The sequence below is a fragment of the Flavobacterium album genome (assembly GCF_003096035.1).
Lineage (GTDB): Bacteria > Bacteroidota > Bacteroidia > Flavobacteriales > Flavobacteriaceae > Flavobacterium > Flavobacterium album.
In genome coordinates this window covers 1-23,499 of record NZ_CP029186.1, presented here as the reverse complement: position 1 = coordinate 23,499, position 23,499 = coordinate 1, and the positions used below count along the sequence as shown (strand labels likewise).

The window sequence follows — 23,499 nt, the reverse complement described above, 5'->3', positions numbered from 1 at the left end:
CGCTTTAAAAAAATCAGAAGTTATTCCACGCCATGGTGGTCGTAGCTCAGGATGCGGCTTATTTTCCACTTGCCTTCTTTGAGCAGGAATATATGGGTGAACTTAGCGCGCCCGGTAAGTTGCTCTTTTCCGTCTTCGGTTACATAGAACAAGTGTTCGCCGGTAAGTATGGCACCGTAACCATCAAGCGGGTACACATTCAATGTTCCCTCCACAGGTTCACGGCGTATCTGCCATCCCGGCTTGCTGCAAAGGTTCTGTTTTGTTTTGGCGATCATTTCATCGCGGGAGGTGGTCATACCGCCTTTATCGTGATAAAACTCTAGGTCTTCCGTAAAAAATGCCCTGAAAGCCTCAATATTGCAGTTGTTAAAGACATCGAAAATCTCCTTGTCAAGAGCAATGATCTTTTTCTCCAGTTCCTTTTGCGAAGCGGGATACCCGGTTTCTTTTTGCTGGCAATAGCCAATTGACGAAAGGCATAGCAATACAGCCAGGAATAATTGTTTCATGTTTGTTTTTTTGATTGATGATAAAATTGTGATAAAAATGCCCGCTTGTTACACGGGCATTTTTTATTTATTCCTGGCCTACCGATCCGCCTGAAGAGGCTTTTTTAGTAAGGTTCGCAGGAGTAGATACATAATTTACAGAGCCGCCGCTCGATGCCTCTGCAGAGAGTGATTCCGCAGGATTTACAGTAATTGTGCTTCCGCTTGATGCCTCAGCCTTCACCTTTTTTGCAGCCAGTTTCCTTGCGTTCAGTGAGCTTCCGCTCGATGATTCTGTTTCCAGGTTATCAGTCTTTCCGGCAACGGTGAGCGTACTGCCGCTGCCCGACTCACAAGTGCTGTTTTTTGCATCTATGGTAACATCTATCGAACTGCCACTGCCAGATGAAAGATCAATCGTTTCACCTTTCAGTGTGTTCCTGCTGGTAACGCTCGCGCCGCTTCCGGATTCAATACTCTCGATATGAGGCATTTTTACGATCACCTTTTTTGAAGTGGCATTGCGAATGTTAACATCGGCAGAGATTTTTAGCTCGCCGCCCTCCACTTTTGTTGTAATATGGCTTTGCAGGTTGTCATCGGCTTCTACGATCACGGCATAGCTGTCGCCCTGCTCAATAACCACATCAATTCCCCTGCCTGCCGAGATCGCTTTGTAGTCGCCCGTCAGCTTGCGCTCTTTGGTCACAACGTTTCCGCTGCCGTCCATACTTTTAAAATTAGCCTCAAAGCCGCAGGAAAAAAAGAGAAGTGCTGTTGCGACCGCTACAATTGCTTTGGCCACATGGGTAATAACTTTGATCATAATGATACAGAATTAAGTTAGTTTCGCTTGGTTGTTGTTTTTATTTTAAAGCCGTCCTTATTGGCGCTCATTTCAACATCTACATTTTCGTGGTCGTTATGAATGTGCATTGTGTCGTTTCCTTCAAACTCAATATTTACGTTTTCATCTGCATCAGGTGCTATTACTTCTGCATCATCCGTTTCCTCGCAGTCAAGGCATTTCAGCTCATCGCCATCCAGCAGGTACATCTGGTCCTTATCGCTCCATTGCACAGAAAGGTCAGAATAATCAGAGCGTATGTAATCCCTGGTGTTGCGGTCCAACTGGAGCATCATGCCCTCAGGAAGGTAAACATACACAGCTATACGCTGCATCCGGTACTTGTTCCTAAGGTCGGTTGTAAGATAATTGTCTAAAATTAAGGTATTTCCAACTAACTCAAAATTATAATTTATTTTTTCTGCCCTTTTCCTCGCTTCAGATGATGAGCTGCCTTCAGCAAGTTTTTCAATCTGTACGAAAGGTTTCATCTTATCGGTCTTAATAAAGTGGATATCGACATTGGTAGAATAAATAATATCATTTTCCGTTGAATCCTGCGTAATGTAGAAGTCCCTGCGGTAATCTACCGATTTAGAGTACAGCGTGTTGTAACGCAGTTTTACATTAAGCGTAAGATTGTCGTCCACGTTCACAGGCATTTCCTTTATTGTTTTGCCTTCGTATGCGATCTCAGTTGCCTGCCTTATGCCCAGATATATTGACACTGATAATGATATAATCCATATAGCCAAAAGTGTATATCTGGTTATATTACCCACCGGCCTCAGGTTTTCTACTAATATCTTCAGCCCGAGCAGGAACAGGAAGAATACCGGTATGCCAAAGGTGAACAGCACTAAGAGCCCAACTATCCAAAAAGGTGTATCGGTATAATTGAACATATTGTGGGACATGAACATAGGGGTGTCAATCAGGGTCGTAGTAAAAAGTGTAGTGAGGAAAAAAACGATTAATCCCCCCAGCGTAAGCGCCGAGCATATCGTTATGATCGCACCGATCACTTTGGCTATGCCTTTAAAGATAGCCATGAATACAGCGGCGATACCGTTACCCACCTTTTCGGCGCCGGAACCAAAATTGGCCCCCATTTTCTCATAGTCCATAGACTTCAGCCGTTCGCTTACCTGGTCTATCTCTTCTTTCACCTTTTTTTCGATGTTAGAAATATTGATGGGCTCTCCCGTCATCTCCAGCTTCTCGGTAGTCGTTATGGCCTTTGGGATAAGTATCCACAAAAGCACATAAACGATAAGGCTCGAAAAGAAGGTAATGAACAGTGACAGGATGAAGATGATTCTCACCCAAAGCGGGTCTATCCTGAAATAATGGGCGATACCGGCACATACACCGCCTACGAGCGCCCTGTCGCTGTCCCTGTAAAACTTCTTGGTCTTATAAGGATAGTAGCCATAATTGAATGGCGAAGTGTAGCTGTTGTCTTTTTTTTCGGAAGACTCGTCGTCTATCCTGTAGTCTTCAGGCTGGCCCATTACGGCAATAACTTCCTCCACCTCGCGAACGCTTACAACCTGTTTGTCATTCTTAAGCTTTTCTGTCAGCAGCTCTGCGATCCTGCCTTCAATGTCACTCATGATCTCGTCCCTGCCATCTGCCGAAAGCGAGCTCCGTATAGCATCAAAGTAGCGATTCAGCTTTTGATAGGCATCTTCATCGATATGAAAGAAAAGGCCTCCTAAATTTATACTTACTGTTTTGTTCATGACTTATGCTTTTTGACTGGTTATAATGTTTACTGCATCGGATAGCTCCGTCCAGGTGTTGTTTAATTCTTTTAAAAATTCATGCCCTTCATCGGTAAGGCCGTAATATTTTCGGGGTGGCCCCGATGTAGATTCTTCCCAGCGGTAGCTGAGCAGCCCGTCGTTTTTTAGTCTTGTGAGCAGCGGGTAAACCGTACCCTCCACAACAAGCAGTTTAGCGTTTTTAAGTGTGTCCAGGATCTCTGACGTGTAGGCATCTTTTTGTTGTAATACACACAGGATACAGAATTCCAAAACTCCTTTTCGCATTTGTGCTTTGGTATTCTCAATGTTCATAAGCTTTCGTGTTTGATGATTAAACTGTCCATTTTTTGATTGATGATTGATGATGATTGATTGATGATTGAACTCCGAACCAGGTTGATTACTCCTGGTTATATTTTTCCTGGAGGTGCTGCATTCGCCCTATAGCATCCTCCAATAATTCTTTGCCTTTTTCGCTTTGGGAGGGAACCTCGTTCCCATCCTCATGTATCAGTATGCCGACAGTACCGTTCTTTCCCGGCCTCGCTTCCAGCGCCATTTCGTTACTGATGTATTTTACATAGCCGCCGTTGGAAATACCTGTAATTTCGGTGCCCGCGTCATTAAAGGTTATGGTTCCCTTCATTTCGAGTTCCGTATTTTTAAAGGGAGTTTTTTCGGTGGTCTTGCGGGTAATGTTCCCTTTCTCGTCATTATCCTGTTCGTACCTGGTATTGCAGGAAGCCAGGATAGCAGTGAGTGCAAATAATAATGCTATTTTTTTCATTACCTTATAAATTTAATGGTTAAAGGAAAATCGTAACGCTGGCCGTTGCTGTTTTTTATGGCTGCATAAAGTATCAGGAAGAATTCTGCTACTTTAAGTACAAGCACCAGAAAAGCAGCTGCTGCGCCTATTATAGCCAGGCCGGTGATCTTGCCGGTACTGAACTGTTCTATAACCCAATGACCGTTGTCTATCATTTCAAAATTCAGGTTGTTGAATATGGCATACAGGAATATCGGTATGGCAATGATCATAAGTATGACAGAGTACATAAAGAGGCTAAGCTGGAAATTGATAGCCTGCTTTCCGTTATAATCTACAAAATCCGATTCCTGTTTCTTAAGGCTCCATATAAGTGCAGGGAATATAAAGTTCCCTAATGGGAAGACATACTGTGCAAAAGCGCTCAGTTGCAGCAGTGTCGATGTATTTTTATTAGTTGTGGTTTCCATAGTAGATGCTTATGTCTATTAATATTCTATGCAAATATATGTCTATTGGAAGGTATTGTGCAATACAAAGTACCTTAAATTAACAAAATATTAACATTTAGAAATATCAGTAATAATCTGTACTTTAGCGTAAAATATAGTAAACAATGGAATTCACGCCTTCTAAGCTCAACACGTTCCTGTTCTTTAAGCTTCCGTCTGCTTTCTGGAGCGGGGTGCGGGTTAAAGCTATTTCGCCAACACAATGCGTTGCCACGGTAAAGCACCGGTGGTTCAACCAAAACCCTTTCGATTCCATGTATTTTGCCGTGCAGGCTATGGCTGCAGAGCTTACCACGGGTGCGCTCGTAATGTACCATATAAAGAAAAGCGGGAAAAAAATATCAATGCTGGTTGCCAATAACAAAGGCAATTTTTCGAAGAAAGCGCGGGGCAGGATCACTTTTACCTGCAGTGACGGCCACCTTATTGAAGAAGCTATCCAAAAAGCTATAGCCACCGGCGAGGGGCAAACCTTCTGGATGAAATCTGTGGGGACCGACCGGGCAGGAGATCAGGTTTCTGAAATGGATTTTGAGTGGAGTATTAAGCTAAAGTAGCGCCATATTCCTAAACATTCGTTAAACACATTTTATTTAACCTGGCATTAGGACTTTGATTTTACCTTTACCTAAAACAGTATGCTATGAAAGTTTTAATTACCGGAGCTACGGGACTTGTAGGGAACGAACTCGTTTCGCTGCTGCTTAAGAACGGTATCCATATAAATTACCTTACTACTTCCGGGAAAAAGCTCCAGAATGAAACCCAGTACAAAGGCTTTTTATGGAATCCTGAAAAAGGCGAGATAGACCAGAGCTGTATTGATGAGGTTGATGTCATTATACACCTTGCCGGCGCTTCCATTTCTAAACGATGGACCGATTCGTACAAAGAAGAAATACTCGAAAGCCGCGTCGTATCTGCCGATATGCTTTATGACCTGCTGAAAAGTGTTCCCAATAAAGTAAGCCATTTTATTACGGCCTCCGCCATAGGCATTTACCCGGACAGCCTGGATAAGGTATATTCTGAAGAAGATGATACTGCTGATAATTCGTTTTTAGGGCTTGTAGTCACCAAATGGGAACAGGCTGCCGACAAGATTGCGAAACTTGGCATAACCGTTTCAAAGATACGGACGGGACTTGTATTATCGCATAAAGGCGGCATGCTGAAGGAACTGGTAAAGCCTATTAAATTTGGGCTTGGCGCGGCTTTTGGCAACGGAAACCAAATTCAGTCGTGGATACATATCGAGGATTTGGTTGGCATTTATCTTTTTGTGCTTACCCATAAGCTCGAAGGGGCCTTTAATGCCGTAGCGCCATATCCTGTAACGCAAAAGCAGCTTGTAAAGAATGTAGCCCAAGTGCTCGACGTGCCTTATTTCCTTCCCGGCATGCCCAAATTCATTATGAAAACAGTAATGGGTGAGATGCACGACCTGCTCTACATGAGCCAGAACGTAAGCGCGAAAAAGATCATTAGCGAAGGCTACCAGTTCAAATACCTTTCACTTGAAAGGGCGTTGAAGCATGAGTTGCATTGATTTATCTGTAAAACTAATTAAGCTCCTTTCGCAGGGGCTTTTTTTATTCTCCGAAAACGTAAACACTCCCTTGACCGTCATTGCGAGGAGGAACGACGAAGCAATCTTTCTGCTTCAACGATGAGGATGCTACACAAAGAAAGATTGCCGCGCTCCATTCTTCCGCTCGCAATGACGGATACAAGATTATTTACCTAAAAATAAAACCGTGACAATTTGACATTATATATCTTTTGGCAATACTTTTGCACTTCGCTTCAGCGAACCATTAGAAAATTTAATGTTTAAGAAAATATTTAAAAATATGAGCCAGGAAAATTCTGAAAATGTGGAGAAAGACTTAACACAGGAAGAATTGATCAATGACGCTGAAAACACTGCCGAAACTACAGCAGAAGCAGGCATTCCCTCTGCGGAAGAGCTAACAGAAGAGCAGAAGCTGCGCGAAGAGATCGCTAAAGAAAAGGATAAGTTTTTACGCCTGTTTGCCGAATTTGAAAACTATAAAAAAAGAACCGCCAAAGAAAGAATGGATCTTTTTAAGACTGCCAATCAGGAAGTATTGCAGGCGCTTTTGCCGGTAATGGACGATTTTGACAGGGCGCTGGCACAAATTGCGAAATCTGAGGATGAGGTATTGCTGAAAGGCGTGGAGCTCATACATAATAAACTTAAGGATACCCTGGTATCCAAAGGGCTCGAGCAGGTGGATATAAAAGCAGGCGATGCTTTTGATGCCGACTTTGCCGAAGCGATAACCCAGATACCTGCACCGACACCAGACCTGAAAGGAAAGATCGTGGATGTGGTGGAAAAAGGATATAAGCTGGGCGATAAGATAATCCGTTTCCCTAAAGTGGTATTGGGGAATTAATAGCTGTTACAGCAGTATAAAAATCAAGTTGAAATGAAAAAAGATTATTACGAAATACTGGGAATTGACAAAGGCGCTACGGCAGAGCAGATCAAGAAAGCTTACCGTAAAAAAGCCATTGAATACCACCCTGACAAAAACCCGGGCGACAAGCAGGCGGAAGAGAACTTTAAGGCAGCGGCCGAAGCGTATGAAGTATTGAGCGATGCCGATAAGAAAGCGCGTTACGACCAATTTGGCCATGCAGCGTTTGACGGCAGTGGCGGCTTTAACGGCGGCGGCATGAACATGGACGACATCTTCAGCCAGTTTGGCGATATTTTCGGCAGCGCGTTTGCCGGCGGCGGTTTTAGCGGCGGCTTCGGTGGTTTTGGCGGCGGTGGCGGCCAGCGCCGCGTGAAGGGCAGCAACCTTCGCATCAAGGTAAAGCTTACGCTTGAGGAAGTTGCCAATGGTGTTGAAAAGAAAGTCAAGGTAAAAAGAAAAGTACAGGCTAAGGGTGTGACCTATAAAACCTGCCCTACCTGTAACGGTGCCGGCCAGGTAATGAAAGTGACCAATACGATCTTAGGAAGGATGCAGACAGCATCTACCTGCCATACCTGTGGTGGCAGCGGCCAGATCATAGAATCCAGGCCGAACCAGGCCGATGCCCAGGGTATGATCATGGAAGACGAAACCGTATCTATCAAAATACCGGCAGGTGTAGTAGACGGCATGCAGCTGAAAGTGAGCGGAAAAGGTAATGATGCACCGGGAAGCAACAGTATTTCGGGCGACCTTATCGTTGCTATTGAAGAGGTGGAGCACGAAACGCTGAAACGCGAGGGTGAGAACCTGCACCTTGATCTTTATATCAGTTTTGCCGAAGCGGCGCTCGGAACATCGAAAGATATTGAGGCTGTGGGCGGTAAAGTGAGGATAAAACTCGAGGAAGGCATCCAGTCGGGCAAGATTCTAAGGCTAAAAGGTAAGGGGATTCCTAACATCAACAGCTACGGCAATGGCGACCTGCTTGTACATGTAAATGTCTGGACACCAAAGACTTTAACGAAAGAGCAACGCCAGTTCTTTGAGAAATCACTTACAGATGAAAACTTTATCCCTCATCCGGAAAAGTCGGATAAATCTTTTTTTGAAAAAGTTAAAGATATGTTTTCATAATTTAAGAAAATATTATATATTTGAAATTCACTATGCAAATAGTGAATTTTTCTTTTTCATAGCAATTTTTCCCATCCTCATCGCAAGATAAGGGTGGGTTTTTTTATTAAACAATTGAAAGTTATTTTACCCTACCTGAAAAATAAACTTTTTTTAAAATTAATTTCATAAGGATTGTTTCGCAAAGATTCGCAAAGAAGACACGAAGGTTCACAAAGCAAATTTTTCTGTCAATACCGGTCACTATATAAATCTTTGTGGTTCTTTGCGCTCCTTGGCGCCCCGATAGTTATCGGGGTTGCGGAATAGCTAATAATTATCCTTACAGTTCGGTAACTTTTTCCCTTTTTATTCGCCATATATTGGTATTTTTACAATCACAATCAATAAAACGGAATGAAACCAATCTTAGAAGTAAGAAATGTTGTAAAGCAGTACGGCGACTATACCGCGCTTAACAGTGTTTCGCTACAGGTGCCCAAAGGCAGCATATACGGGCTGCTCGGACCAAACGGTGCAGGAAAGACCTCCCTTATACGCATCATCAACCAGATCACCATGCCCGACAGCGGCGAAGTTTTGCTTGACGGCGAAAAGCTGTCTCCCCACCACATATCACAGATTGGCTATATGCCGGAAGAGCGTGGGCTTTACAAGACTATGAAGGTAGGGGAGCAGGCGCTTTACCTGGCACAGCTGAAAGGGCTATCGAAAAAGGAAGCCAAAGCCCAGCTGGAATACTGGTTTGAAAAGCTGGAGATAAAAGGCTGGTGGAATAAGAAGATACAGGAGCTCTCCAAGGGGATGGCGCAAAAAATACAGTTTGTTGTAACCGTGCTGCACCAGCCCAAGCTGCTGATCTTCGATGAGCCGTTTAGCGGTTTCGACCCCGTAAATGCCAACCTTATTAAAGATGAGATATTAGGCCTGCGCGATAAGGGTGCTACCATTATTTTCTCTACGCACCGCATGGAAAGCGTTGAGGAGATGTGCGATAATATTGCCCTGATACACCAATCCAATAAGCTTATTGAAGGAAAGATCGACGATGTGAAAAAGCAATACCGTAGCAACACTTTTGAAGTAGGCATTGCCCCGGGCAACATAGAGCATTTCTTTGCCGATATGAGCCTCAACACGCCTTATGTGAGCCAGAAAGCCAATTTCAAGACGCTTGATGACGAGCTGAAGCTGCAGATAACCCTTCCGAAAGGTACCACTTCGCGCGAGCTGCTGAACTACCTGATGCAAAAAGGCGATGTGACCTACTTTGTAGAGAAGATCCCGAGTATGAACGATATATTTATTCAAACCGTAAGCAAAAGATAAATGAGCCTTTCCCTTATAATAAAAAGAGAGTTTACTGCCAAAGTGCGTAACAAGTCATTTATCGTAATGACATTCCTCAGCCCGATACTTTTTGTTGCTATGGGCTGCCTGATAGCTTATCTTACCAGCCTGAATAACAACGAGCTGGTTAAGGTTGCGATACACGACCATGAAGGCTACCTGAAAAAAGACTTTAAAGATTCAGATCATATCAAGTATATAGACCTTTCGGCAATGCCGGTGGCAACGGCAAAGAAAACGGCTTCAGAACAATATGAAGGCCTTATCTATGTGCCTAAGGTAGACAGCCTCAGCATGCTTTCCAAAAAGGTGGAATACATTACCAATGAATCGCCCAACCTGGATTTTGTTTCGGATATTGAAGATGTTATCGATGACAAAGTTACCAGGAACAACCTCCGGAATTTAGGTTTTGATTATAACAAAATAGAAAAAGCCAAGGTGGAATCGCAGGTACACCTCAGTAAATTTTCAGGCGAGGAAACTTTTAAAGAAGGAAGTATTATCAAAATGGTGATCGGTGGGCTTTCGGGCTACCTTATCATGATGTTCGTTATTATTTACGGTAACATGGTAATGAGGAGTGTTATCGAGGAAAAGACAAACCGTATCATTGAGATCATCATTTCGTCGGTTAAGCCATTCAAACTAATGATGGGCAAGATCATAGGTACTTCGCTGGCGGGGGTATTGCAATTCATTATCTGGGCAATATTAGGAATTAGCCTGTATTTAATTCTCACAGGTATATTTAATGTACAGGTTGGCGCTGCCACATCACAGCCTGCTATGGCCGAGGCTTCGCAAAAAGCCATGGAGGGAATTCCTCTATATATCAGTGAATTGGGCAAGCTGCCCATCCTGACGATCTTCATATGTTTTATTGTTTATTTCATAGGCGGCTTCTTTCTCTACAGCTCTATCTACGCCTCTATCGGCGCGGCAGTAGACAGTGAAACCGACTCCCAGCAATTCCTGCTTCCTATTATACTTCCGCTGATGCTTGGTGTGTATGTGGGCTTCTTCAGCGTTATCAGCGATCCTCACGGAACGGTGGCCACTGTTTTCTCCATGATACCACTTACATCGCCTATCGTAATGCTAATGCGCATTCCGTTTGGCGTACCGCTATGGCAGGTGCTGGTATCGGTCACATTGCTGTTCGCCACATTCTTTGGGGTGGTTTGGTTTGCTGCCAAGATATACCGCATTGGTATCCTGATGTATGGCAAGAAACCGACGTATAAGGAAATATTCAAATGGCTTAAATATTAGTTTTCAGTGAGCTTCACGTTAGTTATTTGTTAATCGTTTAGCTGACTTATTTTTAATGCTATAATTTAGGGTTTAGTCTAACAGTCTAATATCCAACAATCCAATAATCTAAAAAGAATGTCCAAAATACTCATAATAGAAGACGAAGCCGCCATCCGCCGTGTGTTGGGGAAAATACTCTCTGAAGAGAACGATGCCTACAAAGTAGAGGAGGCCGAAGACGGGCAGGCAGGCTTTGAAAAGATAAAGAATGACGATTACGACCTGGTGCTGTGCGATATCAAGATGCCGAAAATGGATGGCGTTGAGGTGCTGGAAGCCGTAAAAAAGATAAAGCCCGAGATCCCTTTCGTCATGATATCGGGTCACGGCGATATAGAAACTGCTATCAACACGATGCGCCTCGGGGCATTTGATTATATCTCAAAACCGCCCGACCTGAACCGCCTGCTTAACACCGTACGCAATGCGCTTGACCGTAAAGTGCTTGTGGTAGAAAATAAGATGCTGAAAAAGAAGGTCAGCAAGAACTATGAGATGGTGGGCAGCAGCGAACCTATCAACCACATAAAAGGCATTATTGAAAAGGTGGCCCCGACCGATGCGCGTGTCCTTATCACAGGGCCGAACGGTACCGGAAAAGAACTCGTAGCACATTGGCTGCACGAAAAAAGCGAACGCTCTAATGCGCCATTTATCGAGGTGAACTGTGCAGCGATACCATCGGAACTTATAGAAAGCGAGCTCTTCGGCCACGTGAAAGGTGCCTTTACCAGCGCCGTAAAAGACAGGGCCGGTAAGTTCGAGGCTGCGGACAAGGGAACTATTTTTCTTGACGAGATAGGCGATATGAGCATGCCGGCGCAGGCTAAGGTGCTTCGTGCCTTACAGGAGAATATGATTCAGCGTGTAGGTGCCGAGAAAGATATTAAAGTAGATGTACGCGTTATCGCCGCTACCAATAAAGACCTGAAAAAAGAGATCGCTGAAGGGCGTTTCCGTGAAGACCTTTACCACCGTCTTGCCGTGATATTGGTAAAAGTGCCGTCGCTGAATGACCGCAGGGATGATATACCGACACTGATAAACCATTTTGCGGAAAAGATAGCTTCGGAACAGGGGAGTGCGCCTAAGAAATTCTCCGACGAGGCTATAAAGCTGCTGCAGGAATATGACTGGACGGGCAACATCCGCGAGCTGCGTAATGTTGTAGAACGGCTTATTATCCTTGGCGGCAGCGAGATATCGGAAAGCGATGTGACGCTGTTTGCCAGTAAATAAACGGGCTTATGAAAGTAGCGCTAAGTGTTTTTCTTTTGGTTTTTGCTGCCAATGTTTCGTTGGCGCAGGAAAGCTTTTTGGAAAAACTAAAGGGCTACGATCTCGCGCAGGTAATTGATCCGGACAGTATCGGTGACGATTCCTTAGAGAAAGTAGAGGCTCCGGAATCTTTAGGATACATTGGGAACGATTACGAAAGATTCCGGATACACTTCACTTCTTTTAAAAAGGATCCTAAAAATCCGCTTTTATATAATGTAAAAGGGAAGACAAGGGTTAAGGATAACATTTGTACTTTTGCAGGGACGTTTACGGTAGTTTCGGCGGAGTTTGACAATACTCTTGAGGATTTCATGGATACTGATTATAAAGGACTCGGTATTGTTTGTGATGTTGTAATTTATGAAGATAAATTGCAAAAAGGTTCCGGCATAATAAGAGGAACGCTTATTACCGATGCGTTTTTTGACAATAAAAATAAATTAATCTACAATGCCCTGATGCTAATGTCCGACGGATTTCGCAATAACCAGTTTACAGGAACATGGACAAGCTATAAGAATGGTATTTCCAAAAAATGCAACTGGGGCGATTTCCGTATCCCCGAAAGCAATGACTTAGATATTGGTGCAGGCGAATTTTCCGTTTTGGAGAAATATAAGAATAAAGGTTGGGAGAGCTATTATGATGCCTATTGCTGCGATCCCGATTTGCCAAAAACTAAAGCTGCCAGGAAAAAAGAAGAAGAGAAATGGTGGCTGTAAATTTGAACTATTATATGAAATTAAAAAAAATAAACCCAAACCTTTCGCAATCGCTTGAAGAAGCAGGGCTTATCGAACCTACCGAACTCCAAAAGGAAACCTTTGGGGCCATAAAAAGTGGTGCCGACCTCGTTTTAGCGGCAGGGCAGGAAGAAGGCAAGACCACAACTATAGTTATCCATGTGATACAAAGGCTGGAAAAAGCATTCCAGGAATCACCCCGCGCTCTCATCATTGTGCAGGACAAAGCAAAAATGCTGGAAGTCATGGAGATGTTTAAAGTGTACGGCAACCATACCGACCTGCGCATTTACGGTGTACATGATAAAGGCGATATCGACTATGACAAGAACCAGATTTCCCTGGGTATCGATGTACTTGTAGGTACGCCGGTAAGGCTGGGCGAAATGTTTTCCTCGGCGGGGTTTGATGTCAACCAGCTAAAGATGTTTATCCTGGATGATGCCGATGAGATACTGAAACTGAGGCATGACACCCGCATTGCAAGGATATCCGACAGTATTGCCAAAACCCAGCGCCTTTTCTTTACCGATGCAATCACCGAAAGGGTAGAATCGCTGGCCGACCGGCTGATGACCGAACCGTTGTTTTATGAGTTCGACGGAGAAGAAGAGGACGAAGGCGAAGACGAAACAGAATAAACTTTTCAATCAACGATGCTAAAATATATAATAAAAATAACGAAGCCCCTGCAACTGCAGGGGCTTCATCATTATATAAAGTGTTATTAGATCAGGAATTGTACTACCTGTCCATTCTTCGTAAGCATCTCCACGCGTACTTTCTGGTTAGGCCTTTTGTTTTCCAGCACTTTCGATACGCTTTCGATATCGGTGGCTTTCATGTTGCCTATCCTTAATATTATACCGTCTTTCAACTCGTCATAGTAAGGCATCCAGTCTTCATCAGTGATCTCTTTAATCTTAACGCCATAATCGATCTTCAGTTTCTTCTTGTCGGCATCGGTCACATCTTCCAGTTCAAGACCGTCATACGTAAAGCTGTTGATCTCATTTTTAGAAAGCTTTACAGGTACCAGCATCATTTTGCCATCGCGGTTCACAGAGACCTTCACCACATCATTAGGGCGTTTGGTCACGATCGAAGCATTGATATCTGCAAATCCGTTGATCTCCCTATCATCTATTTTCGTGATGATATCACCTTTTTTAATGCCTGCTTTTTTGGCGCCGGAATCGGCAATAACATCATTTACATAAAAGCCTTTTGTCTCATCGATACCCAGGTCTTTCGCAAGCGCGCTGTTAAGCTCACCGCCTTTTACGCCAAGGGCACCGCGCTGTACGTTACCGTATTGCATAAGGTCTTCTATGATTTTGCGGGTAATATTAGATGGCACGGCGAACGAATAGCCCACATAAGAGCCTGTCATAGAAGAGATCATGGTATTGATGCCAATGAGCTCGCCCCTTGTATTTACTAGGGCGCCGCCGCTGTTGCCGGGATTCACGGCCGCATCAGTCTGGATGAACGATTGTATACCGTCTTTGCTGAGATTCCTGGCTTTCGCCGAAACAATACCCGCCGTCACAGTACTGGTAAGGTTGTAAGGGTTACCCACGGCAAGCACCCATTCGCCTACCTTGATCTCATCAGAATTTCCGAAAGTCGCAAACGGGAGTTTGTCTTTGGTCTCGACTTTCAGCAGCGCAATATCCATTTTGGAGTCGGTACCTACCAGTGTCGCTTTATACGTTTGGTTATTGTTTAGAGTAACTTCAAGTTCAGATGCATTCTGCACCACGTGGTTGTTCGTCACGATATAGCCATCTGCAGTTATGATAACGCCCGATCCCGTGCCCACCTGTTGCTGTTGCTGGCCGCCGCCGCGGTAGCCGAACATATAATCCCACGGGCTTGCTGGCACTGTGGCATAAGAAGTATTCTTAACGTGGACAACCGTGTGTACGGCTTTATCGGCAGCCTGGGTAAAATCAATCTGCTCAGCACCATTATAACCCACGGTACGGGTATAATTACTTTGTTCGGGAGCTATTGATAAGGCAGATGTGGGTGTGTCGTTATCAAATACCAGTTTGTAAGCTCCAAGGGTAGTGGCGCCGCTGAGAAGGCCCACAAGCAATAATCCTGAAAATCTTTTCATAAGTAAAAACAGTATTTAATTTTATGGTTGAACATAGAATAAAGCCGGGCAGCCAACCATTTTATATGTCATTAATATTCGTACTTTTGCCTTAATACCTATATAAATGAAACTTACATTTTACAAATACCAGGGCACCGGAAACGACTTTGTAATGGTGGATAACCGTGAAAATATATTTCCCAAAAATGATACCAAACTCATCGGACATTTATGCGATCGCAGGTTCGGCATCGGGGGCGATGGGCTCATATTATTAGAGAACGACAATGGTACCGATTTTCGTATGGTCTACTACAATTCCGACGGGAACGAAAGTACCATGTGCGGCAACGGCGGCAGGTGCATTGTGGCGTTCGCCAACGAGCTTGGACTTATCGATACGGAAACCGAATTCATGGCTATCGATGGGCGGCACCATGCCACAATTGATGTAGAGGGCACTATTTCCCTGCATATGAAGGATGTGCATACCGTATCAGTTTATGAAAATTATGTTTTCCTTGATACCGGATCGCCGCACCATGTAGAGCTTGTGGACGGGCTGGATGAATTGGATGTAAAAAAAATAGGCGCCAGCATACGCTACAGCGGCCTTTATGGCGATAAAGGGTCGAACGTAAATTTTGTAGCGCCTTTCGGGACTGACAAATTTTCAGTACGTACCTATGAGCGCGGGGTGGAAGATGAGACTTTATCGTGCGGCACAGGTGTTACTGCTGTGGCTATCGCCATGAAGGTGCTTGGTAAAACGCATTCGGACTCCGTTAAGCTCGAAACGCCGGGCGGGGAATTGCAGGTCTCTTTTGTACAGGACGGAAAGCAATTTACCGACATCTATCTTACCGGCCCTGCGAGATTCGTTTTTAAAGGTGATATCGAATGGTAACCCTTAAAGGTGATGCGGTTTATCTCAGGGCGCTGGAACCCGACGACCTGGAGTTTGTGTACCGCGTTGAGAACGATGAAACCATCTGGGAAGTGAGCAATACCCAAACCCCTTACAGCCGCTTCCTTATACGGCAGTACCTCGAAAATGCGCACCAGGACATTTATGAGGCAAAGCAGCTGCGGCTTGCCATTTGCAGGAACGGCAGCTTTGATGCTATAGGCCTTATTGACCTTTTCGATTTCGACCCGGTGAACCAAAGGGCAGGCGTGGGGATAATTATAAGTGAAAAAAGCAACCGTAATTCCGGCCTTGGAAAAGAGTCACTGGGGCTTTTGATAGAATATGCTTTCCAAAAACTCCAGCTACACCAATTGTACGCAAATATAGATATTGCAAATGTTGCAAGTATATCGCTTTTTACTAATTTTGGCTTCCAATTAGCCGGGGTAAAAAAAGATTGGATCAGGAAGAATAATTCGTATACTGATGAGGCTTTGTACCAGCTTATCCGTTAAACTTAAATATAAAGGATTTTGAAACTAAGAAAGATAATTGGCATTTTTACGCTGGTCGTAGTTACCGCGGGCAGTATTTACGGCTACATGCTATATAAAGGCATATATTCAGCAAATACCAAATTCAATGAAGACCGGGTGGCAGTTTTCATACCTACAGGATCTGACTTTGCAGCCGTACAGAAGATCGTGTCACCATATATTCAGGATATGGACCGCTTTAATTCGACAGCTGAAAAAAAATCATACCCTGAATATGTGAAGGCCGGGAAGTTTATCCTTAAAAAGGATATGAACAGCAACGATATCATCAACTCGCTGCGCCAGCCGGTACCGGTAAACATTTCCTTCAATAACCAGGAAACGCTACAACGGGCCGTTGGGCGAATCGCACAGCAGATAGAGCCGGATAGCCTTACGCTGCTTAAAGCCTTTACCGACAAGAAATTCCTTGAAGAGAACGGTTTTAATGAAGATAATGTTCTGAGCATCTTTATCCCGAATACCTATGAGTTCTTCTGGAACACATCGGCTACCAAAGTAAGGGAAAAAATGGCAAAGGAATACAGGAAATTCTGGACACCGGAAAGGCTTGCTAAGGCTGAGGCATTAAACCTTACGCCGTTGCAGGTTTCTGCGCTGGCCTCTATAGTGCATAAAGAAACGGTAAAGACCGATGAGCGCCCGCGCGTGGCAGGGGTATACCTTAACCGTCTTCAAAAAGGCATGAAGCTGGAGGCCGACCCGACCGTCATTTACGCGATTAAAAAGCAGTCAGGCGATTTTGACCAGGTAATAAAGCGCGTGCTTTATAAAGATCTTGTTATCGATTCGCCTTACAATACCTATAAATACGAAGGCCTGCCGCCGGGTCCTATTGCAATGCCCGATATCACGGCACTGGATGCAGTATTGAATCCTGAGAAGCACAATTACATCTATTTTTGTGCAAGCGTTACCAACTTTGGCTACCATGAATTTGCCGTTACTGCTGCGCAGCACGAGGTGAACCGCCAAAAGTATGTGGCTTGGGTCGAAAAAATGGGTATAAAGAGGTAAAATCTTACAATTTATAACATTAGAAATCCGGAAATTTATATTTTTTCCGGATTTTTTTTGCCTTAAAAATTGGTTAAAGGGTGACGAAGGATATGCTGCGTAACCCCTTTGTTTAAGGCGGGTTAAGGAATTTTCTTTCAGTCATTTGTTGCCTTAACGTTTTGTTAAAGTCGGGTGTATTGATAAGTGGTTGTAAATCAGGTTGGTATTTTTTCGTATATTTGTCCCCGGTGAAATTCATGGGGTGACAGGCCATGAGAAATAAAAACACATGATAAAACGATGGGCATATTTTTTAAGCCTTGCCGCGTTCATTACAATTGTAAGTTCGGGCTTTAAGGCAAAAGATGTAAAGCAGTTTGGAAAAATAGAAGGTTTCCATTTAGCTGAAAACGAAATTACCAACTACACAGTACCCACAATTGACGAAACCGCGCAGGTTGACCTCAATTTCCCTTTTACCGGAAAATCCTATATCGGATTTAAGCAGGCGGTAGGGATAAAAGAATCACAAGGCCTTTACAAGCTTGTCAGCCGTTACGGCTACATGGGCAAATACCAGTTCGGGAGATCCGCACTCCGGGCTTTAGGCATTAAAGACACAAAAGATTTCCTTAACAATCCCGGCCTTCAGGAACGTGCATTTAAGGCATTGCTTTCAAAGAACAAATGGGAGCTTCGCAACGAGATCAGCAAGTTTGAAGGAAAAGTTATCAAAGGCGTTAAGATCACAGAGTCAGGATTGCTGGCGGCAGCGCACCTTTCGGGGGCCAATTCTGTAAAAGCTTTTTTACACAGTAATGGCAATAAAGGCTTCCGCGACGGATTCGGAACTTCCCTTAAAAGCTACATCAGGAAGTTCGGCGGGTATGATACTTCCAACATTGTAGCCCACCCGGAACCCAAGGTAAAGCTTAAATAAATTTTATAATGGCCCTGCAGCACGCAGGGCTATTTTTTTGAGGCTTCAAATTGCTTTTCTATTGCATCAAGCTTTGCTTCCTGCTCATCAAGCATCTTATCGGTCTTATTCAGCAATATGCGATTATTGGAAGCTTTGAGTTTCAGGAAGTGTTTTTCTGAAAGGTTGTTGATGTGGTTCTTCTTTAGCTGGTTCAAAAAAACGGAATAGGTGACTCCTTCCTCATACTCTTTTTTCAGTGCATCGTGTTCAATAATGTATTGGGTGAGTGCATCCTGAACATTTAATGATTTTACCCTGATGCGCCTGTATTTAGCTAATAGAGCCTTTTTGTTTTCCTTATACTTGGGGCGGGAGTTTATAAAATAGAGTAACAGTAGGAGCAGCAAGACGCTTGCTCCAATGATTTCTGGCAGATTGGACATAGTTATAGTAGTTGGTGCGATGCTAATTTACTACTAAATCCGACAAATAAACCTACAAATAAAAGTATTTGTTAAAATTTATTGTTTTGATAAAAATCAGCTTTTGCGCTTAACGATTTAATTATATTGAAGGGTTTTTTTATAATTAACGCTCCCAAACACGTTTTTCTATTCGGCCATTTTTGAAATTTGAAAGGTCAGGAAGTGTTTTTATTGTACCCGTTATAAAATCGGATTACTGAAATACGGCAACCTGATATCGAAGTGGAGATAAGTGTGCAGTATGTCCGGCAGCATCAATTTGGCAGCCTATTGTGATGACGGCCGATGAATAAAAAATAAACGCAAAAAAACTCCCGTATTTCAGGGAGTTTAGTTAGTTGAGGGTTGTACGATGCGGTATTATTTGCTGCTGATATTCCGTGCTTCTTCCACCAGCGAAAGAAACTCTGTTTTATATTCATCGGTGCCGGCCATGCCGTCCAGGGCCAATTGTTTCACCATCTTATAATCTAACGAGCCTTTATACTTTGAATCGCGCAGCAGCATGCCGAATCCCGCTACCGCCGAAACGAACTTCGAATCTTTTGTTGCCTGGCTCCACGGTATAGATCTTGCCGCTACCGGTTTTTCGATCAATAAGCTTTTATCAGAATCCAATGGTTTGTAACGCAGTTTTACAGTCATTAGCTCATCGCTACCCGAAATGGTTTTGCCGGGTTCCTGGTATTTTAGCTTGTCAGTTGTACGGTTTTTAAATGCAACGCCTACCGGGACCACTTCATACAGTGCCGTAACACGATGCCCTGCCCCAAGCTCGCCGGCATCCTTAAGGTCGTTATTAAAGTCCTCATTGGCCATCACCCGGTTCTCATAACCTATGAGGCGGTAGGCCTGTACCTTCGCGGGGTTGAATTCTACCTGCACCTTTACATCCTTAGCAATTACAAACAGATTGGCGGTAAGCTCCTTCCCAAATACTTTTTTGGCTTCCTTCATCGTATCGATGTAAAAGTAGTTTCCGTCGCCCCAATTGCTTATCTCTTCCATGGTGCCGTCTTTATAATTGCCCATCCCAAACCCGCAGATTGTCAGGAATATGTTTTTCCCTTTATTCTTTTCTATCAGTTCCATAAGCCCCGAACGCGAACTTATACCTACGTTAAAATCGCCGTCGGTAGCGAGTATCACGCGGTTGTTGCCGTCTTTTATAAAGTTGGATGCCGCTGTCTTGTACGCTAATTCCAGACCTTCGCCGCCAGCAGTGGAGCCGCCTGCATGAAGTCCCGAAAGCGCTTCTTTGATGGCTTTCTTGTTGTCAACCGGAGTAGAGGGCAGCACCAGTCCGGCGCTTCCTGCATAGGTAACAATAGAAACGCGGCTGCCGGGGCTGAGGTTGTCCACCATCATCATAAAGGCATCGCGCAGCAAAGGCAATTTTTCGGGCGATTCCATAGAGCCTGAAGTGTCTAAGAGAAATACCAGGTTGGATGGCCTGAGGTTTTCATAATCAAGCGATTTCCCCTGCAGCCCTATGCGTACCAGCTGGTGCCCGTCTTTCCATGGTGTGTCCCAGACTTCTGTAGTGATAGAGAACGGCTTGTCACCTTCCGGCTGCGGGTAGCCGTAATCAAAGTAGTTGATGAATTCCTCAATACGTACTGCGCCTTTTTCCGGCATCTGTCCGGCTTCAATAATGCGGCGCACATTGGAATAAGAAGCATTGTCAACATCAATCGAAAAGGTAGAAAGCGGGTTGGCCTTCGCCTCCTTAAAATCGTTCTCTACAATGCGGTCGTATTCTTCGGTGTTGTGTATAGTGTCACTTGTGGTATGGGTTCCCGTTGCGGCGTTCATTTCGTCAATACCAGTATCATAAACTTCAGGCGCGATAGAGTTATACCTTTCTTTTACAGAATTATTACAGCCAATTGCAAGGCTAAGGCAGGCTGCGACAATGAGTTGATGGATTAATTTCATAATAGGTTGGTTTAATGGTTTGCATTGTTTTAACAATGAGGTTATTAAATCAACGAAAATCAGGTTAAAATATTTGATGCGCCGAGATATTTTTCGATAGAGAAATTTATTTTTTGGCGTGCCGGCTCCGCAAGCTACGCCGTCAGGCTTTCAGCTATATCCCTCCGCAAGCCTTCCTTTGCCGGCAGGCAGGCTACGGGGATGCCGCCTCTATCCTTCACGCAGTACTAGTTGTCATTATCGGTTATAAACCCCATCAGGATTTTACAAAACCTCAACTTCTAAGTGCCTCAGCGCCTCAGTTACTCAATTAAACTTATGCACTATAAAAATACAGGGCCTGTTGTGTAAATCCACTTTTTCCTTCTTCCATTGGGCAATGGTTTTGGTCTTAATATATTCGGTAGGCAGGGTGATATCGGCAGCAATACACAGGTATGTTGATGGCTGCAGTGTATTTACGATATCTTCAAGGAATTTATTATTGCGGTACGGCGTTTCCATAAAGATCTGCGACTGCTTTTTATCCTGCGATAGTTTCTCCAGGTTTTTCAGTGCGCTCTTTTTATCCGATTTGTCGATAGGCAGGTAGCCATTAAAGGCAAAGCTCTGCCCGTTCATCCCTGATGCCATGATGGCCAGCAGGATAGAGGAGGGGCCAATCAGCGGTACCACCTGAATGCCTTTTTCGTGGGCCAGTTTTACGATAACCGCGCCGGGATCGGCTACACCTGGACATCCGGCCTCCGACATCAGTCCTACATTCCTGCCCTGAAGGCAGGGTTTGATGAAGTCTAAATGTTCCGATGGCTCGGTATGCTTATTAAGTAGCGATAGTATCAGGTCGGGCTGTTTTTTGGCAGGAAGTATCGCCTTAATAAAGCGCCTTGCGGTCTTTTCGTTCTCAACGATATAGTGGTCTATGAACTCAATAGTGCGCGCAACGGTATCCGGAAGCACCTGTTTCGGGTCGGCATCATCGCCAAGCGGCACTGGGAGGAGGTATAGCTTGCCTAAGCTCATGCGTGTTCTTTTAAAAGTTTTTGGGCTACCAGCTCACAGGCTTCGTCCAGCATATCGTATACTTTGTCAAAGCCGCCCTGCCCGCCATAATACGGGTCGGGAACATCTACTTTCTGTCCGGGAAATATCTCATCCATCATCAGCTTCACTTTGGCTTTGGCATCAGCATTGGGTGCCAGCCGTATTACATCCCTAAAGTTGGAGCTGTCCATGACATAAATATGGTCGAATTCTTCAAAATCGGAAACCTTTATCTGGCGGCCTTTCTGGCAGCTGATATCCAGCCCGCGGTTTTTGGCAGTGAGGATAGAGCGTTTATCGGGCTGGTGCCCAACATGCCAGTCGCCTGTCCCTGCGGAATCGACAAAGAATTTATCCGTTGGTAATTTTGATTGCAGGATGCCTTCTGCCAGCGGAGAGCGGCAAATGTTCCCGAGGCAAACCATCAAAATCCTGACCATGTATTATATGGATAGTTTTTTGTTGATATCGTCAACAAATTTGCGGAACTGCTTGTCGGTAGTCACAAGGTTGTCTACCGTTTTACACGCATGGAGCACAGTAGCATGGTCACGGTCGCCAATTTGGGAACCTATGTTTGCAAGTGAAGCCTTCGTGAATTTCTTGGCGAAGAACATAGCCAGCTGCCTGGCCTGTACTACATGGCGCTTCCTGGTTTTGGATTGCAGTGTATCTACGTCAAGCTGGAAATAATCCGACACTACTTTCTGGATGTAGTCGATGGATATTTCGCGCTTCACATTCTTTACGAATTTCTCTACTACCATCTTAGCCAGCTCCAGGGTAACCTCGCGCTTGTTGAAAGAAGACTGGGCTATCAATGATATGATGGCGCCTTCCAGCTCACGCACGTTGCTCTTGATGTTCTTGGCCACATATTCTACGATCTCGTCTGGCATTTCTACGCCGTCGCGGTACAATATGTTATTAAGTATGGAGATCCTGGTCTCGTAATCCGGCTGGTGCAGTTCGGCAGAAAGCCCCCATTTGAAACGGGAAAGCAGTCGCTGCTCAATGTCCTGCATGTCTACCGGTGCTTTGTCCGATGTAAGGATTACTTGTTTGCCGTTCTGGTGCAGGTGGTTGAAGATGTGGAAAAAAACATCCTGTGTACCTGTTTTGCCTGAAAGGAACTGCACATCGTCAATGATCAGCACATCTATCAGTTGGTAGAAGTGAATAAAGTCGTTGCGGGTGTTCCTTTTTACGGAGTCGATATATTGCTGTGTGAATATTTCGGCAGAAATATACAGCACGGTTTTTTCCGGGTATTTGTCTTTTATCTCGATACCAATGGCATGGGCAAGGTGTGTTTTTCCCAAACCTACGCCGCCGAATATCAGCAACGGGTTGAACGATGTCCCGCCGGGCTTATTGGCTACAGCCAAACCTGCCGAACGGGCCAGCCTGTTGGAGTCGCCCTCGAAAAAATTGTCGAAGCTGTAATTTGCATTCAGCTGCGATTCGATCTTCAGGTTCCTGATGCCGGGAATGATAAAAGGGTTTTTTAGCTCCGGGTTCTTGTTCTGTAGGGGTACATCTACTTCCTGCGGTTTTACCGGGGAGCGATGGGCACTTGGCAATTGCTCCGTAAAGGGCTGTTTGTTGCCATAAGTGTTTTCCATCTTGATTTTATACAGTAGCTTTGCGCTTGTCCCGAGTTCTTTGGTAAGCGCTACTTTCAGCAACTTGACATAATGCTCTTCAAGCCATTCGTAAAAGAATTTACTTGGAACCTGAATGTACAATGCGCTGTCGGTCAACTCAACTGCCCTGATAGGTTCGAACCAGGTTTTGTAGGCCTGATCCTGAATATTGTCTTTTATGAACACAAGACAGTTGTCCCATACCGATTGCGCAGTTTTCGTCAT

25 protein-coding genes are annotated in these 23,499 nt (G+C 44.4%); 13 read left to right on the top strand and 12 right to left on the bottom strand.

The window, feature by feature from the left end:
- Positions 1 to 20: 20 nt before the first annotated feature.
- The 6 genes from HYN59_RS00125 to HYN59_RS00100 form a co-directional block, all read right to left on the bottom strand.
- Positions 21 to 512, bottom strand: a complete 492-nt coding sequence (locus HYN59_RS00125) for a nuclear transport factor 2 family protein (RefSeq protein WP_108776333.1) — start codon at positions 510 to 512, stop codon at positions 21 to 23.
- Between the two features lie 67 nt (positions 513 to 579).
- On the bottom strand, positions 580 to 1,317 hold the full coding sequence (locus tag HYN59_RS00120; protein ID WP_108776332.1) for a head GIN domain-containing protein: 738 nt from the start codon (positions 1,315 to 1,317) through the stop codon (positions 580 to 582).
- A gap of 17 nt (positions 1,318 to 1,334) precedes the next feature.
- The gene (locus HYN59_RS00115; RefSeq protein WP_108776331.1) at positions 1,335 to 3,083 is read right to left on the bottom strand and encodes a PspC domain-containing protein; all 1,749 of its coding nucleotides are present in this window, start codon (positions 3,081 to 3,083) and stop codon (positions 1,335 to 1,337) included.
- Between the two features lie 3 nt (positions 3,084 to 3,086).
- Positions 3,087 to 3,419, bottom strand: a complete 333-nt coding sequence (locus HYN59_RS00110) for a PadR family transcriptional regulator (protein WP_108776330.1) — start codon at positions 3,417 to 3,419, stop codon at positions 3,087 to 3,089.
- A gap of 88 nt (positions 3,420 to 3,507) precedes the next feature.
- Positions 3,508 to 3,894 carry a hypothetical protein gene (locus HYN59_RS00105; protein WP_108776329.1) on the bottom strand — a complete coding sequence of 129 codons (387 nt, stop codon included), beginning with the start codon at positions 3,892 to 3,894 and terminating at the stop codon, positions 3,508 to 3,510.
- Positions 3,894 to 4,346 (bottom strand): DUF4870 domain-containing protein, encoded by a 453-nt coding sequence (locus HYN59_RS00100; protein WP_108776328.1) that lies wholly within the window; start codon positions 4,344 to 4,346, stop codon positions 3,894 to 3,896. The genes HYN59_RS00105 and HYN59_RS00100 overlap by 1 nt, the downstream gene beginning before the upstream one ends.
- Positions 4,347 to 4,492: 146 nt before the next feature.
- Between HYN59_RS00100 and HYN59_RS00095 the strand changes: the two genes are divergently transcribed.
- The 9 genes from HYN59_RS00095 (at position 4,493) to HYN59_RS00055 (ending at position 13,307) form a co-directional block, all read left to right on the top strand.
- Entirely contained in the window at positions 4,493 to 4,945 is a 453-nt protein-coding gene (locus HYN59_RS00095) for a DUF4442 domain-containing protein (RefSeq protein WP_108776327.1), read from the top strand.
- Between the two features lie 86 nt (positions 4,946 to 5,031).
- Positions 5,032 to 5,937: a TIGR01777 family oxidoreductase gene (locus HYN59_RS00090; protein ID WP_108776326.1), complete on the top strand. Its 906-nt coding sequence runs from the start codon at positions 5,032 to 5,034 to the stop codon at positions 5,935 to 5,937.
- 304 nt (positions 5,938 to 6,241) lie between these two features.
- The gene (locus HYN59_RS00085) at positions 6,242 to 6,811 is read left to right on the top strand and encodes a nucleotide exchange factor GrpE (RefSeq protein ID WP_425433050.1); all 570 of its coding nucleotides are present in this window, start codon (positions 6,242 to 6,244) and stop codon (positions 6,809 to 6,811) included.
- A 33-nt stretch (positions 6,812 to 6,844) separates the two neighbouring features.
- Positions 6,845 to 7,975: a molecular chaperone DnaJ gene (gene dnaJ / locus HYN59_RS00080; protein ID WP_108776324.1), complete on the top strand. Its 1,131-nt coding sequence runs from the start codon at positions 6,845 to 6,847 to the stop codon at positions 7,973 to 7,975.
- Positions 7,976 to 8,371: 396 nt separating this feature from the next.
- On the top strand, positions 8,372 to 9,304 hold the full coding sequence (locus tag HYN59_RS00075) for an ABC transporter ATP-binding protein (protein ID WP_108776323.1): 933 nt from the start codon (positions 8,372 to 8,374) through the stop codon (positions 9,302 to 9,304).
- The gene (locus HYN59_RS00070) at positions 9,305 to 10,600 is read left to right on the top strand and encodes an ABC transporter permease (RefSeq protein WP_108776322.1); all 1,296 of its coding nucleotides are present in this window, start codon (positions 9,305 to 9,307) and stop codon (positions 10,598 to 10,600) included.
- A 117-nt stretch (positions 10,601 to 10,717) separates the two neighbouring features.
- Complete coding sequence (locus tag HYN59_RS00065) at positions 10,718 to 11,881, top strand: sigma-54-dependent transcriptional regulator (protein WP_108776321.1); 1,164 nt, start codon at positions 10,718 to 10,720, stop codon at positions 11,879 to 11,881.
- Between the two features lie 8 nt (positions 11,882 to 11,889).
- On the top strand, positions 11,890 to 12,645 hold the full coding sequence (locus HYN59_RS00060; protein ID WP_108776320.1) for a hypothetical protein: 756 nt from the start codon (positions 11,890 to 11,892) through the stop codon (positions 12,643 to 12,645).
- 14 nt (positions 12,646 to 12,659) lie between these two features.
- A complete protein-coding gene (locus tag HYN59_RS00055; protein WP_108776319.1) occupies positions 12,660 to 13,307 on the top strand; it encodes a DEAD/DEAH box helicase in 648 nt (215 codons plus the stop codon).
- 86 nt (positions 13,308 to 13,393) lie between these two features.
- On the opposite strand, the gene HYN59_RS00050 is transcribed toward HYN59_RS00055, so the two are convergent.
- The gene (locus HYN59_RS00050; RefSeq protein ID WP_108776318.1) at positions 13,394 to 14,791 is read right to left on the bottom strand and encodes a S1C family serine protease; all 1,398 of its coding nucleotides are present in this window, start codon (positions 14,789 to 14,791) and stop codon (positions 13,394 to 13,396) included.
- Between the two features lie 106 nt (positions 14,792 to 14,897).
- Here HYN59_RS00050 and dapF point away from each other — a divergent pair, with 106 nt between their 5' ends.
- The 4 genes from dapF to HYN59_RS00030 all read left to right on the top strand — a co-directional run bounded on the left by dapF (position 14,898) and on the right by HYN59_RS00030 (position 18,179).
- Entirely contained in the window at positions 14,898 to 15,680 is a 783-nt protein-coding gene (gene dapF / locus HYN59_RS00045; RefSeq protein ID WP_108776317.1) for a diaminopimelate epimerase, read from the top strand.
- The gene (locus tag HYN59_RS00040) at positions 15,674 to 16,198 is read left to right on the top strand and encodes a GNAT family N-acetyltransferase (RefSeq protein WP_108776316.1); all 525 of its coding nucleotides are present in this window, start codon (positions 15,674 to 15,676) and stop codon (positions 16,196 to 16,198) included. The genes dapF and HYN59_RS00040 overlap by 7 nt, the downstream gene beginning before the upstream one ends.
- An 18-nt stretch (positions 16,199 to 16,216) precedes the next feature.
- Positions 16,217 to 17,257: an endolytic transglycosylase MltG gene (gene mltG / locus HYN59_RS00035; protein ID WP_108776315.1), complete on the top strand. Its 1,041-nt coding sequence runs from the start codon at positions 16,217 to 16,219 to the stop codon at positions 17,255 to 17,257.
- Between the two features lie 271 nt (positions 17,258 to 17,528).
- Positions 17,529 to 18,179: a peptidoglycan-binding protein LysM gene (locus HYN59_RS00030; protein ID WP_108776314.1), complete on the top strand. Its 651-nt coding sequence runs from the start codon at positions 17,529 to 17,531 to the stop codon at positions 18,177 to 18,179.
- A 29-nt stretch (positions 18,180 to 18,208) separates the two neighbouring features.
- Here HYN59_RS00030 and HYN59_RS00025 read toward each other — a convergent pair whose 3' ends face one another.
- The 5 genes from HYN59_RS00025 to dnaA form a co-directional block, all read right to left on the bottom strand.
- A complete protein-coding gene (locus tag HYN59_RS00025) occupies positions 18,209 to 18,604 on the bottom strand; it encodes a hypothetical protein (protein ID WP_108776313.1) in 396 nt (131 codons plus the stop codon).
- A 402-nt stretch (positions 18,605 to 19,006) separates the two neighbouring features.
- Positions 19,007 to 20,584, bottom strand: coding sequence for a vWA domain-containing protein (locus HYN59_RS00020; protein ID WP_245895612.1), 1,578 nt, complete (start codon positions 20,582 to 20,584; stop codon positions 19,007 to 19,009).
- 306 nt (positions 20,585 to 20,890) lie between these two features.
- Complete coding sequence (locus HYN59_RS00015; protein ID WP_108776312.1) at positions 20,891 to 21,607, bottom strand: SAM-dependent methyltransferase; 717 nt, start codon at positions 21,605 to 21,607, stop codon at positions 20,891 to 20,893.
- On the bottom strand, positions 21,604 to 22,068 hold the full coding sequence (locus HYN59_RS00010; RefSeq protein WP_108776311.1) for a low molecular weight protein-tyrosine-phosphatase: 465 nt from the start codon (positions 22,066 to 22,068) through the stop codon (positions 21,604 to 21,606). The genes HYN59_RS00015 and HYN59_RS00010 overlap by 4 nt, the downstream gene beginning before the upstream one ends.
- A gap of 3 nt (positions 22,069 to 22,071) precedes the next feature.
- Positions 22,072 to 23,499 carry a chromosomal replication initiator protein DnaA gene (gene dnaA, locus HYN59_RS00005; RefSeq protein WP_108776310.1) on the bottom strand — a complete coding sequence of 476 codons (1,428 nt, stop codon included), beginning with the start codon at positions 23,497 to 23,499 and terminating at the stop codon, positions 22,072 to 22,074.